This window comes from Rhodopseudomonas palustris (assembly GCF_013415845.1).
Taxonomy (GTDB): Bacteria; Pseudomonadota; Alphaproteobacteria; order Rhizobiales; family Xanthobacteraceae; genus Rhodopseudomonas; species Rhodopseudomonas palustris_F.
In genome coordinates, this window is record NZ_CP058907.1 from 3,162,458 (window position 1) to 3,176,944 (window position 14,487).

Annotated in this window: 13 protein-coding genes and 1 pseudogene; 4 read left to right on the forward strand and 10 right to left on the reverse strand. The window is 65.5% G+C overall.

Translation table 11 applies throughout. The features are described from left to right. Positions 1 to 128: 128 nt before the first annotated feature. The 3 genes from HZF03_RS14465 to HZF03_RS14475 all read right to left on the reverse strand — a co-directional run bounded on the left by HZF03_RS14465 (position 129) and on the right by HZF03_RS14475 (position 2,376). Entirely contained in the window at positions 129 to 446 is a 318-nt protein-coding gene (locus tag HZF03_RS14465; RefSeq protein WP_011158417.1) for an FtsB family cell division protein, read from the reverse strand. A gap of 88 nt (positions 447 to 534) precedes the next feature. Continuing rightward, complete coding sequence (locus HZF03_RS14470) at positions 535 to 1,095, reverse strand: NADPH-dependent FMN reductase (RefSeq protein WP_119017172.1); 561 nt, start codon at positions 1,093 to 1,095, stop codon at positions 535 to 537. A gap of 138 nt (positions 1,096 to 1,233) precedes the next feature. Continuing rightward, positions 1,234 to 2,376 carry a CaiB/BaiF CoA transferase family protein gene (locus HZF03_RS14475; RefSeq protein ID WP_119017171.1) on the reverse strand — a complete coding sequence of 381 codons (1,143 nt, stop codon included), beginning with the start codon at positions 2,374 to 2,376 and terminating at the stop codon, positions 1,234 to 1,236. A gap of 92 nt (positions 2,377 to 2,468) precedes the next feature. Here HZF03_RS14475 and HZF03_RS14480 point away from each other — a divergent pair, with 92 nt between their 5' ends. After that, positions 2,469 to 3,083, forward strand: a complete 615-nt coding sequence (locus HZF03_RS14480) for a LysE family translocator (RefSeq protein WP_011158420.1) — start codon at positions 2,469 to 2,471, stop codon at positions 3,081 to 3,083. 104 nt (positions 3,084 to 3,187) lie between these two features. Here HZF03_RS14480 and HZF03_RS14485 read toward each other — a convergent pair whose 3' ends face one another. The 3 genes from HZF03_RS14485 to eno form a co-directional block, all read right to left on the reverse strand. Next, positions 3,188 to 3,991: a hypothetical protein gene (locus tag HZF03_RS14485; RefSeq protein WP_119017170.1), complete on the reverse strand. Its 804-nt coding sequence runs from the start codon at positions 3,989 to 3,991 to the stop codon at positions 3,188 to 3,190. Positions 3,992 to 4,075: 84 nt separating this feature from the next. Beyond that, positions 4,076 to 5,209: a zinc-binding dehydrogenase gene (locus tag HZF03_RS14490; protein WP_119017169.1), complete on the reverse strand. Its 1,134-nt coding sequence runs from the start codon at positions 5,207 to 5,209 to the stop codon at positions 4,076 to 4,078. Positions 5,210 to 5,384: 175 nt separating this feature from the next. Continuing rightward, positions 5,385 to 6,668, reverse strand: coding sequence for a phosphopyruvate hydratase (gene eno, locus HZF03_RS14495; RefSeq protein WP_107344776.1), 1,284 nt, complete (start codon positions 6,666 to 6,668; stop codon positions 5,385 to 5,387). A gap of 186 nt (positions 6,669 to 6,854) precedes the next feature. Between eno and queF the strand changes: the two genes are divergently transcribed. Beyond that, positions 6,855 to 7,331, forward strand: coding sequence for a preQ(1) synthase (gene queF, locus HZF03_RS14500; RefSeq protein ID WP_119017168.1), 477 nt, complete (start codon positions 6,855 to 6,857; stop codon positions 7,329 to 7,331). Here queF and nadE read toward each other — a convergent pair. After that, a pseudogene (gene nadE, locus HZF03_RS14505) lies at positions 7,328 to 7,673 on the reverse strand (NAD(+) synthase); the annotation flags it as partial. The gene queF and the pseudogene nadE overlap by 4 nt on opposite strands. 100 nt (positions 7,674 to 7,773) lie before the next feature. Between nadE and HZF03_RS14510 the strand changes: the two are divergent. Together HZF03_RS14510 and mdoH are read left to right on the forward strand one after the other, a co-directional pair. Next, positions 7,774 to 9,279 carry a glucan biosynthesis protein G gene (locus HZF03_RS14510; RefSeq protein ID WP_119017167.1) on the forward strand — a complete coding sequence of 502 codons (1,506 nt, stop codon included), beginning with the start codon at positions 7,774 to 7,776 and terminating at the stop codon, positions 9,277 to 9,279. Next, complete coding sequence (gene mdoH / locus HZF03_RS14515) at positions 9,267 to 11,432, forward strand: glucans biosynthesis glucosyltransferase MdoH (RefSeq protein WP_119017166.1); 2,166 nt, start codon at positions 9,267 to 9,269, stop codon at positions 11,430 to 11,432. The genes HZF03_RS14510 and mdoH overlap by 13 nt, the downstream gene beginning before the upstream one ends. Here the strand turns inward: mdoH and HZF03_RS14520 are convergent. The 3 genes from HZF03_RS14520 to HZF03_RS14530 are packed head-to-tail and all read right to left on the reverse strand — an operon-like array spanning position 11,429 to position 14,384. Next, a complete protein-coding gene (locus HZF03_RS14520; protein ID WP_119017165.1) occupies positions 11,429 to 12,655 on the reverse strand; it encodes an MFS transporter in 1,227 nt (408 codons plus the stop codon). The two genes, mdoH and HZF03_RS14520, sit on opposite strands and share 4 nt — an antisense overlap. Next, positions 12,655 to 13,518, reverse strand: a complete 864-nt coding sequence (gene kdsA / locus HZF03_RS14525; RefSeq protein ID WP_011158428.1) for a 3-deoxy-8-phosphooctulonate synthase — start codon at positions 13,516 to 13,518, stop codon at positions 12,655 to 12,657. The genes HZF03_RS14520 and kdsA overlap by 1 nt, the downstream gene beginning before the upstream one ends. Next, complete coding sequence (locus HZF03_RS14530; RefSeq protein WP_119017164.1) at positions 13,515 to 14,384, reverse strand: VOC family protein; 870 nt, start codon at positions 14,382 to 14,384, stop codon at positions 13,515 to 13,517. Before HZF03_RS14530 ends, kdsA begins: the two co-directional genes overlap by 4 nt. Positions 14,385 to 14,487: the final 103 nt, after the last annotated feature.

The following is a 14,487-nucleotide window of genomic DNA, read 5'->3' on the forward strand; positions in this document are numbered from 1 at the left end:
GAGCCTCTCTATCGTAACTTATAGCGGCATGAAAGGATCGCTATGTCGCTGCGCGCAAATCAATATGCCGCAGTGCAGCGATACGAAACTTTCGAAATCGTTCGTCCAGATTTTTGGAATTTGCGCACTCAGCGCTGGGGTAGCATCCGCACCAAGTCCGCCGGATTGGCGAAGTCGAGCTGATAGCGCACGCGTTCGTCGAGCATATCCGGGTCGATCCGGTCGGAGCGCAGCAGCGAGACTCGCTGCTCGGCCTCGGCACGCTGCTGACGGAGTTGCACCAGTTCCGCGGTAAGCGCGGTGATTTCCTGGTCGAGCTCCTGCTGCGCCGTCAGGCCGTAGCGGCCGGTGTAGGCGTTGACGCCGAAATAGCCGATCACGGCGGCAGCGATCGCGTACAGCGCGATTCCGGCGAGGATCGATTTGAGGCGACTGCGGGTGACCATGGCCGGACCATGGGACAGCCCGGTTAACGCGCGGCTAACGCGGCAACTGTCCCGCCAGCTTTACAACCGGCGGGACAGGTGTCGGGCGTTATTTGTACTGCTGGGCGACGAAGCCGGCGAAGGCGTCGATGTACTTCTGCAGAAACTCGCGGAGCGAGTCCTTGACCAGCGCACCGTCCTCGCCAAACGCATCGCCGATGCCGCCGACATAGGCCTCCGGTTGCTGCAGCGTCGGCATGTTGAGAAATACCAGGCACTGCCGCAAATGGTGGTTGGCACCGAAGCCGCCGATCGCGCCGGGCGAGTTCGACAGCACGCCGGCAGGCTTCTTGTCGAAGCAGCTCTTGCCGTACGGACGCGAACCGACGTCGACGGCGTTCTTCAGCACGCCGGGAATTGAGCGGTTGTATTCCGGCGTCACGAACAGCACGGCATCGGACGCCTTGATGCTGTCGCGGAATGCGGTCCAATCGGCAGGTGGCGCGTCGGTCTCAAGATCCTGGTTGTACATCGACAGGCCGTGCAGCGTGACGATGTCGAGCTTCAGCGTGTCGGGCGCGAGCTTGCTCAGGGCCTGCGCGGTGCGCAGTGAATACGCCTGCTTGCGCAAACTGCCGACGACGGCGGCGACGCGATATGGTGGGGCCATTCAAATTCCTCCGTTAATCAATGAACAGTCGCGACGAGCCTAGACCGCTGCGATGACGGAGAAAGCGCAACATGCGAAAGTCGTCCGGCGATGACGTGGTTTTGATGGCCCCTCGCCGGCCCGGGCCCGCACGTCGCCCTATTCGGCCGCGGCACGGTTTCCCAGCACCTCATGGTTGTGTGCGCCGAGCTTGGGCGTGGCGAGCTCTGGATCCGGCCGCTGGCCGTCGAACAGGATCGGCAGGCCGGCGACCTTGAGGCCGGTGTCCGGCATCGTGCGCAACAGATCGGCCGCGGCGAGCTGTTCGGTGGCGGCAAGCTCGGCGATGTCATTGACCGGACTCACCGGCACGCCCGCGCTCTTGAAGGCAGCGAGCCAATCGGTTGCGCCGCGGGTCCTCAGCACCTCCTGCATCAGCGGGATCAGGACGGGGCGATACGCCTGCCGGTCGCGCACCCGCGCGAAGCGCTGGTCGGTGCTCCACTCCGGATGGCCGAGCACATCGGCACAGCGCGCGAACAGCCTGTCGTTGCCGGCCGCGATCACGATCGGACGGTCAGCGGTCTCGAACACCTGATACGGTGCCAGCGTGCCGCTGGCGGTGCCATGGCGGACCGGCGGCTCGCCGTCGAGCAGATAGCCGCTGAGCGACATGTCGACCCAGCCGACTGCCGTGTCGAACAGCGAGGTGTCGATCACGCAGCCCTTGCCGGTGACGTGGCGCTGCTGCAGCGCTGCCAGCGCGCCGATCACGCACCACTGCGCGGTGGCGCGATCGTTGATCGGCGGCGCGCAGAAGGTCGGCGGATGCTCGGGACCGCCGGTGAGCGACATCACCCCGCCATAGGCCTGCAGCAGCGGATCGAAGCCCGGCTCCTTGCTCAGCGGACCGGCTTTGCCGAACGCCCACACCGAGCAATAGATCAGCCGCGGATTGATCGCACACATCACGTCCGGTCCGATGCCGCACGAAGCGACCACGCCGGAGCGCAGGTTCTGAATTAGGATGTCCGCATCCCGGACAAGCTGTTTGAGCCGCGCGACATCGTCCGGGTTCTTGATGTCCAGCGTCACCGAGCGCTTGTTGCGGTTGTAGGTGTGAAACAGCAGGGAGTCGCCGTCGACGAAGGGCGGGCCCCAATGCCGGGCATCGTCGCCGCCGTCGTGCTTCTCGACCTTGATCACCTCGGCGCCCATGTCGCCGAGGATCATACCGGCCATCGGCCCGGCGATCGCCTGCGCGATCTCGATCACTTTGATGCCGGCGAGCGGTCCACCCATTGCGGTCTCCGATTTCGTGTTATGTCTGTTGGCGCGCACTGTTTCAGGGGTGCGAGGCAAATTGCAAGTGTCTGTCAGGAGCGGAGCGTGCAATGGTGACCGCCGAATTTCTCATCACCTCGCTGATCGTGGTCGCTTCGCCCGGAACCGGCGTGCTCTACACGGTCGCCACCGGGCTGTCGCGCGGGCCGCGGGCCAGCGCCATCGCAGCGTTCGGCTCGACCATCGGCATCGTGCCGCACATGGCGGCCGCGATCCTCGGTCTCGCCGCCCTGCTCCACACCAGCGCGGTAGCGTTCCAGCTCTTCAAATATCTCGGCGTCGCTTATCTGCTGTACATGGCGTGGAAGACGCTTGGCGAGCGCGGACCGCTCAGCGTCGACAGCGACGTCGGAGCCCCCTCGGCGCTGCAGATGACGGTGACCGGCGTGCTGATCAACATCCTCAATCCGAAGCTGTCGATCTTCTTCCTCGCCTTCCTGCCGCAATTCGTCTCGGCCGATGATGCCCATCCGCTCGGACGAATGATCGAGCTCAGCGGCATCTTCATGCTGATGACGTTCGTAGTGTTCGTGATCTACGGCCTGTTCGCCGCGTGGCTGCGCGACCACGTCATCACCCGGCCGCAAGTGATGACCTGGCTCCGCCGCAGCTTCGCCGCCGCCTTCGTCGCACTCGGCGCCAAGCTGGCGACCGCGGAGCGGTGAGCTCATCCAGCGTCATTGCGAGCGAAGCGAAGCAAGCCAGAAATCCGGCGCACCGCCCGCTGGATTGCTTCGTCGGCTACGCCGCCTCGCAATGACGAAGTGTATCACGTCCGCGCGCGGATCTCGTTGAGCAGGAAGTTGCCGAGCCGCTTGCCGCGATTGCGCAGCACCTTGAGAACGCCCTGGTCGACGAAATAGGTCAGCAGAATGCTGTCCCGCGTCTCAACGCCTGCAGGAACGGTGTCGGCTGAATGCCAGCTGTGCTTGTCGACCGCGAAGGCATAGCCCGAATTCGGCGCGAACTTCATTTGCCGCGCCTTCGGCATCGACCCGTCCGATAGAACATCATGGAAGATCGTGCCGATGTCGGTGTGGGCTTCGTCCCGCGGCAGATACAGCTGCACGGTGATGCCCTTCCAATGCGTGTCGGTATGCGGCGTAATCTTATAGCCGGGCACATCGCGGGTCAGGATCGGGATCGGAAACATTCCGACGTCCTGCGCGTCCGGGCCAAATCGCTTCTCCAGCGCCGGCGCCAGCTTGCGGCGGAATGCGTTCTTCACCGGCTCCGAACACAGCGCATCTCCGACCATGCGCCAGACCGAGCGCTGCTGCGGCGGCAGGTGCCGGATGTATTCGGGAAACAAATCGATCTTCACGCGGGTATGGGTGCCGTCGGCGAGATCGTTGCCTTTGCTGCGGCCGTGCATCGGCCGGTAGTCGGTGTTGCGCGGCAGCGCCTGAAGCATCGCCGCGTACACCAGCGCGGGAAAGATCCCGACAAATTCGAGGTGATAGAACGGCTCCATCACCACAGCGGCGGCCTCGATCGCACCGACGATGTGGTTGATCAACGCAGCGGTCGCCTCCGCCAGTTCCGACGGACGCTGCTCAGCCATCTGATCCATGCTGCTTTCCCTGCTTGCCGCTCTGGCTGAGACTAACTCTTGTTCTCAACCAGAGCCAGCATGTTTCGCAGGCGATCGCGGCGATTATTTGGTCGGATCGATCAGGTACTTTTCGCCCGTGGCGCGCTTGTTGTAGGCGGCGATGGCATCGAGGGTCAGAGCTTCCTTCAGCGACACGATCTTGGTGTAGTGGCTGGCGAAGGTAGTCTTGAGTTCGGCGGCAACGCGGGCGCGGAGCTTGGCCGCGTCGGCCGCACCGATCTTCTGCAGGAACGGGAACAGCAGCCAGCCGCCGGCCGCCCAGGCGAAGCCGAAATTGCGCACAATCTCGGTCGGCTTGGTATCGAGGCTGCCGTAGATGTACACCTGCTTCAGCACGTTCGAGCCATAGCGGCTGTACGGTCCGGTTGCGGTCTTGCCGATCGCGGCTTCCATGCAGCTCAGGATCTGGCCTGCGAGCCGGCCGCCGCCGATCGCGTCGAACGCGATGGTGGCTCCGGTCTTGACCAGCGCGTCTGTGAGATCATCGAGGAAGGTCGGCGCGGTGGAGTCGACCACGTACTTGGCGCCGATATCACGGAGCAGCTTGGCCTGCGCTTCGCTGCGGACGATGTTGACCAGATCGATGCCGTCCTTGAGGCAGATCCGGTTCAGCATCTGGCCGAGGTTCGACGCCGCGGCGGTGTGCACCAGCGCCTTGTGACCTTCGCGCTTCATCGTCTCGGTCATGCCGAGCGCGGTCAGCGGATTGACGAAGCATGACGCGCCTTCGGCCGCGGTGGTGCCGTCGGCCAGCTTCAGACAGTCGGCCGCTTTGATCAGGCGATACTGCGCGTACATCGCGCCGCCGATCATCGCCACGGTCTTGCCGAGCAGCGCCTGCGCTGCATCCGAGCTGCCGGCCTTGATCACCGTGCCGGCGCCCTCATTGCCCACCGGCATCGACTCGTCGAGCCGCGCGGCCATTGCCTTCATGGCGGCTTCGGGCACCTTGGCGGTGATTACCGGCGCGTCCGCCGTGCCGGACGCTTTCGCGGTCGACATGTCGGCGGCGCCGAACAGCAGGCCGAGATCGGAGGGATTGATCGGGGTGGCTTCGACCCGGACCACGACCTCGTCGGGGCCGGGCTCGGGAACGCTCACCGGCAGCAGCGAAACTTCGAGGTCACCGCTCGCCTTGATCAGCGAGCGCAGTTGCAGTCCGGTGGTCTCACTCACGCGTCGTCTCCCTGCTTGTTGTCAGCGCGGCCGCACCTTGGGGCAGCCGCGCGCAGGGTTCAAGGCCGCGCTGATAACCTATCCGTCATTGCGAGGAGCGAAGCGACGAAGCAATTCAGTTCCGACATCCGGCCTCTGGATTGCTTCGCTTCGCTCGCAATGACGCGGTTCTAGTTCAGCGGAACGCCTTCAGCGCCGCCTTGCCGGCGTAGTGCGCGCTGGAGCCGAGCTCCTGCTCGATGCGCAGCAGCTGGTTGTACTTCGAGGTGCGGTCGGCACGCGCCAGCGAGCCGGTCTTGATCTGTCCGCAATTGGTGGCGACCGCGAGATCGGCGATGGTGGAATCCTCGGTCTCGCCCGAGCGATGCGACATCACCGCGGTGTAGCCGGCCTTGTGCGCCATCTCGACGGCGGCCAGCGTTTCGGTCAGCGTGCCGATCTGGTTGACCTTGATCAGGATCGAGTTGGCGCGGCCGTTCTTGATGCCGTCCGCGAGCCGGGTGACGTTGGTGACGAAAAGGTCGTCGCCGACGAGCTGGCACTTGCCGCCGATCAGATCGGTCAGCTCCTTCCAGCCGTCCATATCGTCTTCGCTCATGCCGTCTTCGATCGACACGATCGGATAGCGCGCGACCAGATCGGCGAGGTACTTGGCCTGCTCCGAGCGCGAGCGGGTCTTGTTCTCGCCGCCATAGACGTAGGAACCGTCCTTGAAGAACTCGGTGGCGGCGCAGTCGAGCGCCAGCATCACGTCGTCGCCGGCCTTGTAGCCGGCCTTGCCGATCGCGGCCATGACGAAGTCGAGCGCCGCATCGGCCGACGGCAGGTTCGGCGCGAAGCCGCCTTCATCGCCGACATTGGTGTTGTGGCCGGCCTTCTTCAGTTCACCCTTGAGGGTGTGGAAGATCTCCGAGCCGCAGCGCAGCGCGTCGGCGAAGGTCGGCGCGCCGACCGGCATGATCATGAATTCCTGGAAGTCGATCGGGTTGTCGGCATGCACGCCGCCGTTGACGATGTTCATCATCGGCACCGGCAGAGTGCGGGCCGAGGTGCCGCCGACATAGCGATACAGCGGCATGTCGTAGGACGCCGCCGCCGCCTTCGCCGCGGCCAGCGAGACGCCGAGGATGGCGTTGGCGCCGATCCGGCCCTTGTTCGGGGTGCCGTCGAGCTCGATCATGGTCTGATCGAGCTGCACCTGCTGTTCGGCGTCCATGCCGCCGAGCGCGTCGAACAGCTCGCCGTTGACGGCCTCGACCGCCTTCTGCACGCCCTTGCCAAGATAGCGGGCCTTGTCGCCGTCGCGCAGCTCGACCGCCTCGTGCGCGCCGGTGGAGGCGCCCGACGGCACGGCGGCGCGGCCGACCGAGCCGTCCTCGAGCACCACGTCGACTTCGACGGTCGGATTGCCGCGGCTGTCGAGAATTTCGCGGCCGATGATGTCGACGATGGCGGTCATGAATGCCTCTTGATCGGATGGAGGGAATGGAGTTGCGCCGCTTCTACAGCATGGCTCCGGGCACGAAAAGGCCGCTCGCCCGCTCCATGAGGCCCGACAAACGGCGAACGCACCGGTTTTGCAACGGATTCCCCTGCCCCGGAAAATGCTCTAGGACGGCGGTAACGGAGACCACAAGTTCAAGCCATGTCGAAAACACCCCGCAAATCCGCCGCCTCCCCGTCCCTGCAGCTCGGCCAGGCCGTCGAATGGCCCGACCGGCCGGAAGCCGCCAAGCTCGACCGGGTGCCGAACCCGCAGAACGACACCAATTTCCTGGCGCGCTTCACCGCGCCGGAATTCACCTCGCTGTGCCCGGTGACCGGCCAGCCGGATTTCGCGCATCTGGTGATCGATTACGTCCCCGGCCCGTGGCTCTTGGAGTCGAAGTCGCTGAAGCTGTACCTCGCCTCCTTCCGCAACCACGGCGCTTTCCACGAAGACTGCACCGTGGCGATCGGCAAGCGGATCGCGACCGAGATCAAACCGAAATGGCTGCGCATCGGCGGCTACTGGTATCCGCGCGGCGGCATCCCGATCGACGTGTTCTGGCAGACCGGCAAACTGCCGAAAGACGTCTGGGTGCCCGATCAGGGCGTGCAGCCGTATCGCGGGCGCGGTTAGACCCGCACGGTTTCGTCCACCAGCAGCGGCGGCTCGTACAGATAGCGGGTGGCGCGGCGTTTGGCTTCGATGTCTTTCCAGACGCGATGGATCTGGTCGAGCGTCAGCCCGGCCGCCGGCGCCGCGACATCCGCCGTAATGCCGGCATTGAGCGCATATAGGCACAGATCCATGCGCTGATACGGCAGCGAGAAGTAGAACTCTTCCTGGGTCTGCGGCAACGACCAGGTGTCGGGGGGCGGCGGCCGCTGCCGGATCTCCTGCGGCACGCCGAGATGATCGGCGAGCTGATAGAGCTGCGACTTGTAGAGGTGCGATCGGCTTGAAGTCGGCAGCGCCGTCGATCGACGTGCGTCAACGTCGCACGTCTCGCAACAGCGTGGAACTTTTCGCACTCGCGAACGTTTGAACGGAACTGCAATGTTTAGGCGGAGAAGCGAGATTGAACCGGCGGCAAGTTCTGACCGGGCTGGCGGCGTTGCCGCTGTTGCAGGCAAAGCCCGATCCCGCCGCGGCGGACCGCTCTTCCTCGATCGACTTCGATCCCTGGATGGTGCGCAAGCTGGCGCGCGAGCTGGCGAGCAAACCTTATGAGGCACCCGACGGCTCGTTGCCGGCCTCGCTGAACGATCTGAGCTACGACGCCTACCGGTCGCTGCGCTTTCGACCCGAGCGCGCCATCTGGCGTGCCGAGAACCTGCCGTTTCAGGTCCAGTTCTTCCACCGCGGCTTTCTCTACAAGAACCGGGTGACGATCTTTGAAGTCGCCGATGGCAAGGCGCGTCACGTGCCGTATCGCGCGGACGATTTCTCGTTCGGCGACGTCGCACCGCCGCCGGATGCCGATCTCGGTTTTGCGGGGTTTCGGATTCACGCGCCGCTGCAGCGTGCGGACTATTACGACGAGGTCAGCGCCTTCCTCGGAGCGGCCTACTTTCGCGCCGTCACCAAGGGCGAGCGTTACGGCCTCTCTGCGCGCGGCCTGTCGATCGACACCGGCCAGTCGAGCGGCGAGGAATTCCCGCTGTTCAAGACATTCTGGCTCGAGCGCCCTGCTCCGGGCGCATCATCGATGGTGGTGCATGCGCTGCTCGACAGCAAGAGCGTCGCCGGCGCCTACCGCTTCACCATCCGCCCCGGCGACACCACGGTGTTCGACGTCGAGATGGCGCTTTATCCGCGCGTCGATCTGCAGCATGCCGGACTGGCGCCGATGACCAGCATGTTTCTGTTCGGCCCCAACGATCCGGCCGATACTCCGGACTTTCGCGCCGCGGTGCATGATTCCGACGGGCTCGCGATCTTCAACGGCAGCGGCGAAGAGCTGTGGCGGCCACTGTGCAATCCGAAGGATCTGCAGATCAGCTCGTTCGGTGATCGCAACCCGCGCGGCTTCGGCCTGATGCAGCGCGAACGCAGCTTCGCCAACTATCAGGATCTCGAATCCCGGTACGAGTTGCGGCCGAGCCTGTGGGCCGAGCCGATCGGCGACTGGACCGATGGCGCCGTGAAGCTGATCGAGATTCCCACCCGCGAAGAGGTGCACGACAATATCGCGTCGTTCTGGGAGCCGAAGCAGCCGCTACGCGCCAAGGGCGAACACATCTACACCTATCGGCTGCACTGGGGACCGGATGCGCCGAAGCCCAAGGGGCTCGCGCGGTTCGTGCGGACCGGCATCAGCGCGCGCGGCGACAATGAACGGTTGTTCGTGCTCGATCTCGCCGGCGACCGGCTGAAGACCGTCGATGCCGCCGCGGTCCGCGGCGTAGTCACCGCCGACAAGGGCGAGATCCGCAATATCGTGACCCAGCCGAACCCGGCGATGGGCGGATGGCGGCTCAGCTTCGACCTCGCGCAGGCGCGAGCCCCGGTCGAATTGCGGGCGGTCGTGTGCGAGGGCGACGCGGCGGTCTCGGAAGTTTGGCTATACCGATGGACGCCGTGATCGCGCCGCGGCACGAGGACTGTCGCGACGCCGAGCGCCGAGCCGAACCGCTGCCTGCGAACGCACCGTTGCCGATGCCGGTGCAGTCGTTGCTGCAGAGTCCCCGGGCTGGCGCCGTCCGATCGCCGGCGGCCTGGCGCCGCGTGCTGATCATGGTCGCGACCGCGGTGCTGTCCGCTGCGGGCATTTACGAGATGTATCAGGTGCTGCAGGTCGGCGGCATCACGGTTCTCGAAGGCGTGGTGTTGGTGCTGTTCGCCGCGCTGTTCGCCTGGGTCGCGCTGTCGTTCGTCTCGGCGCTCGCCGGCTTCGCCGTGCTGTGCTGCGGTTGGCGCGACGATCTCGGCATCATGCCGGATGGCTCTGTCCCGGCGGTCTCCTCGAGGATCGCGATGCTGCTGCCGACCTACAACGAAGACGCCCCGGTGGTGTTCGCGAGGCTGCAGGCGACGCGGCAATCGGTCGACGAAACCGGCCGCGGCGCGCAATTCGACTGGTTCGTGCTCAGCGACTCCACCGATCCGTCAGTGTGGATCGACGAAGAGCGCTGCTATGCCGAACTCGCCGCCACACACGACCGTCTGTACTATCGGCACCGGCCCCACAATACGGCACGCAAGTCCGGCAACATCGCCGACTGGGTGGAGCGCTTCGGCGGCGCTTACGACTTCATGGTCATCCTCGACGCCGACAGCGTGATGACCGGTGACGTGCTGGTGCGTATCGCCGCCGCGATGGAGACGAACAGCGACGTCGGATTGATCCAGACTCTGCCGGTCGTGGTTCAGGCGCGCACGCTGTTCGCGCGGGTCCAGCAATTCGCCGGCAGCATCTACGGGCCGATGATCGCCGCCGGCACCGCATGGTGGCACGGCTCCGAGAGCAACTATTGGGGCCACAATGCGATCATCCGGGTATCGGCGTTCGCGGGCAGCGCCGGGCTGCCGACGTTGGCGGGCCGCAAACCATTCGGCGGCGAAATCCTCAGCCACGATTTCGTCGAGGCGGCGCTTATGCGCCGCGCAGGCTGGCGCATTCACCTCGCCCCGACGCTGCGCGGCAGCTACGAGGAGTGCCCGCCGTCACTGCTCGATTTCGCCGCGCGCGATCGGCGCTGGTGCCAGGGCAATCTGCAGCACGGCAAGCTGCTAACCGCCCGCGGACTGCATTGGGTATCGCGGCTGCATTTCCTCACCGGCATCGGCGCTTATCTCACCGCGCCGATGTGGCTGGCGTTTCTGGTTGCCGGCATCCTGATTTCGCTGCAGGCGCAGTTCGTCCGCCCCGAATATTTCCCGAAGGACTTCTCGCTGTTTCCGATCTGGCCGGCGCAGGACCCGGTGCGCGCCGCCTGGGTGTTCGCTGGCACGATGGGACTGTTGATCCTGCCGAAGCTGCTGGCGCTATGTCTGGTACTGATCCGCAGGCAGACCCGGAGGCGGTTCGGCGGCGGCCTGCGCACCTTCGGCGGCGTACTGCTGGAGACGGTGATCTCGGCTCTGACCGCACCGGTGATGATGGTGTTTCAATCAACGGCTGTGATCGAGATCCTGCTCGGCCGCGACGCCGGCTGGCAGGTGCAGCATCGCGGCGATGGCGCGATCCCGCTGCGTGAAGTCGTCCGCCGCTACGCGCTGCCGACAGCGCTTGGCGCAACCATGGCAGTCGGAGCGTGGCTGGTGTCGTGGCCGCTGCTGCTGTGGATGACGCCGGTCATCGTCGGCCTGCTGCTCGCGATCCCGGTGGCGCTGCTGACGACGCGTGCCTCCCGCTCGCGTCCGTTGCTGATGACGACGCCGGAGCAGATCGATCCGCCGGCGATCCTGGCGCAGGTGCATGCACTCGCCGATCGTCTTTGCCCGGCGAACCAGACAACCGATCCGCTGAGCGCGCTTCGTGGCGACCGCCGGCTCCGAGAGCTCCATCTCGCCGCCCTCGCCTTCCATCCTCCGCGGCGGCGCGGCCGTATCGATCCGCATCTGGCGACCGCGCGCGTGCTGATCGACGACGCTGAAAATTATAGCGAGGCTGCCGGCTGGCTCGGCCCGCGCGAAATCCGCGCTGTGCTTGGTGATCGTGAGACCCTGCAACGGCTGCTGCAATTGTCCGGCGAACACGCGCAGCTCGCAGTCGGCAGCGAGCCCAGCGGTTAGAGTGGCAACTCGCCAGCCACCGCATCCGCCGGCGGCCGCGGTTTGAGGATGCGCGCCAGCACGATCCCCAGCGTTGCCATGGTCAGCGCCGTCAGCGTCAACGTCGCGATCTTGCCGAGATGCGACAGGCCGAAGCCGTAGGCGATCGGACCGGTGGTCTGGCCCATGAAGAAGAAGAACGAGTGCAGCGACATCGCGGTGCCGCGTGCGGTCTCGGTGAGTTCGGAGGCGAACACCTGGATGCAGCCGTGCAGCATGTAGAACCCCATCCCCATCAGGACGAAGGCGAACATCTGCGCCTGCCAGTGCGGGCCGAGCATGATCGCGGCGAGCTGCAGCGCCACCAGCAGGCCGCCGCCGATCATCATGCCGGTGGTGCCGAGCCGTGGCAGCAATTGCGATACCGTCAGCGTGTAGATCAGCCCGCCGATCGCGAAGCCGGCGATCACCAGGCCCGCGATCGCGAGGCTCTGCTCGCCCTGCTCGTGCAGAAACGCCGCGACGTAAGGAAACACGCCCATCACGCAGGTGCCTTCGATCAGCACCGCGGTGAAGCAGATCGCCGCGTTGGGATTGCTGAAGATAGTTCGATAGCCGCGGCGTAGCGCCGGCAGGTCCATCTCGGCGCTGCGCGGCGGCATCTTGGCGCCGCGCGCGCCGAACGCCACAGCGATTGCGGCGATCATCACCAGCACGCCGAGGATCGCCAGCACGCCGCGCCAGCCGAGAAAGTCGCCGATCACTCCCGACGCCGAAGCACCGAGCAGATTGCCGGCCATCGAACCGCCGAGCACCCGGCCGATCGCGACCTGCCGCCGATCGACCGTAACGAGATCGCTGGCAAGGCCCAGCGCCACCGGAAACACCCCGCCCGAGCCGATCCCGGCGAGGATGCGGCAGACGAACAGCACGGTGAACGACGACGACAACGCACCGAGCAGGCTGGCGAAGCCGAGTAGCGCCAGGCACACGATCATCAGCCGCGCTTTGCCGAACAGATCGCCGAGCGCACCGATCGCCGGCTGCACCACCGCAAAGGTGAAGGCCGTGACCGCGGCGAGACCCGCCGCGGTGGTGATCGTCACCGAGAACTCGTCGGCGATCCGCGGCAGCACCGGATCGAGCGCGCGGGTCGACAGCGAGGCGGCGAAGCTCGATAGAGCGATGATGTTGAGCGCCGGCGGCAGCCGCGATGAGGAGGCTGCACTACCGGCTGACTGCATTAAACGGCCCCGACCGTGGACCGCTTCTTGGCGAGCGCGTCGAACTCCATCAGCGTCTTGATCAGCGCTTCGAACTCGCGCAGCGGCACCATATTCGGCCCGTCCGACGGCGCGTGATCCGGATCGGGATGGGTCTCGATGAACACGCCGGCAACGCCGACCGCGACCGCCGCGCGCGCCAGCACCGGCACGTATTCACGCTCACCGCCGGACGAAGTACCCTTGCCGCCGGGCTGCTGCACCGAATGGGTGGCGTCGAAGATCACCGGGGCGCCGGTGGTCTTCGCCATGATCGGCAGCGCGCGCATATCCGACACCAGCGTGTTGTAGCCGAACGATACGCCGCGCTCGGTCACCAGCACCTTCGAGTTGCCGGCGTGGGTGATCTTGGACACGACATTGCCCATGTCCCACGGCGCCAGGAACTGGCCCTTCTTGACGTTGACGATCCTGCCGGTCGCCGCGGCGGCCAGCAGCAGATCGGTCTGCCGGCACAGGAACGCCGGGATCTGCAGGATGTCGACCGCTTCGGCAGCGCGCGCACATTGCTCGTTCTCGTGCACGTCGGTGAGCACCGGCAGGCCGAGATGATCGCGGATCTCTGCGAAGATCGGCAGCGCCGCGTCGAGGCCGAGACCACGCGCGCTGGCGGCGCTGGTGCGGTTGGCCTTGTCGAACGAGGTCTTGTAGACGAGGCCGATGCCGAGCCGGGTCGCGATCTCCTTCAGCGCCGAGGCGACTTCCAGCGCGTGCGCGCGGCTTTCGAGTTGGCACGGGCCGGCGATCACCGACAGCGGCAACGCGTTGCCGAATTTGACGTTGCCCGCCACGACGCTGGTCGCGGGCGCAATGCTCTTGTTCACCGCACTGTTCCTTGTTCGAAGATCAGGGTCGCGCCGTACACATCCGGCACCACCAGGCGGCCGACATGGCGCACCGCCGATACCTTGTGGTCTTGCAGCAGCCGTTCAACCACGCCGAGATCATCGGCGGCAATCCGTAATCCGACGAAGCTTGCGCCCTCGCCTTCGGACGGAACCGTGATGCCGTATTGGTCGCGCAGGGACACCGGCTCGACGATCTCGATATCGCCGCGCTTGGTCGGAGCGGTCACGCCGATCGACGACGAGCGCAGATCGCGGCTGCCGGTGAAGGCTTCGAAGAAGATATGATGATCAGTCGGATTGTCGGCGACCATCACCACCGCTGCCGCAGCGCGCGCGCCATTGGCGTGCGCCTGAAACGCCGGATTCCAGAAATTCTCCGGATAGTGGTGCTGGCAGGTAGCGAAGCCGGTGTTCGGCGACAACGCATCACGCGCGAACGCCAGCGAGAACTGCAGCTTCACCACGCTGCCGTCAGGACGCCGTCCTTCACGGCCGAACGTAAACACATCGCCGGCCGCGATGCCGGCGGCGGTGAACCGGCGAAGGTCGGCTACCGCATCATCGCTCGCCAACAGCAGCATCGACAAGCCTTCGCGCGTTACCAAGTAATCGCGCTGGAATGTCCCGAACGAAAACACACCGTCGCGGGGCGGCGGGATCTTGTCGGGTTCGCCTATCGTCAGCAGCTCGATGAAGAAGCGATCGAATTGGACGATGCGGTTGTGCGTCCCCCAGGGATGAACATTGCGCGCGCCAACGACAAAGCCGAGGCGCTGATACAGATCCGCGGCGGCATCGAGATCGCGCACCGCATGAACGATATGGTCGAAACCGTTGGACATCGGGGGTGAACTAACCATGGTCATTGCGAGCGAAAGCGAAGCCATCCAGCACGGTTTCCCAGCCATCGATCGCTTCGGCGCCTCGCGCCTCGCCATGAGGAGA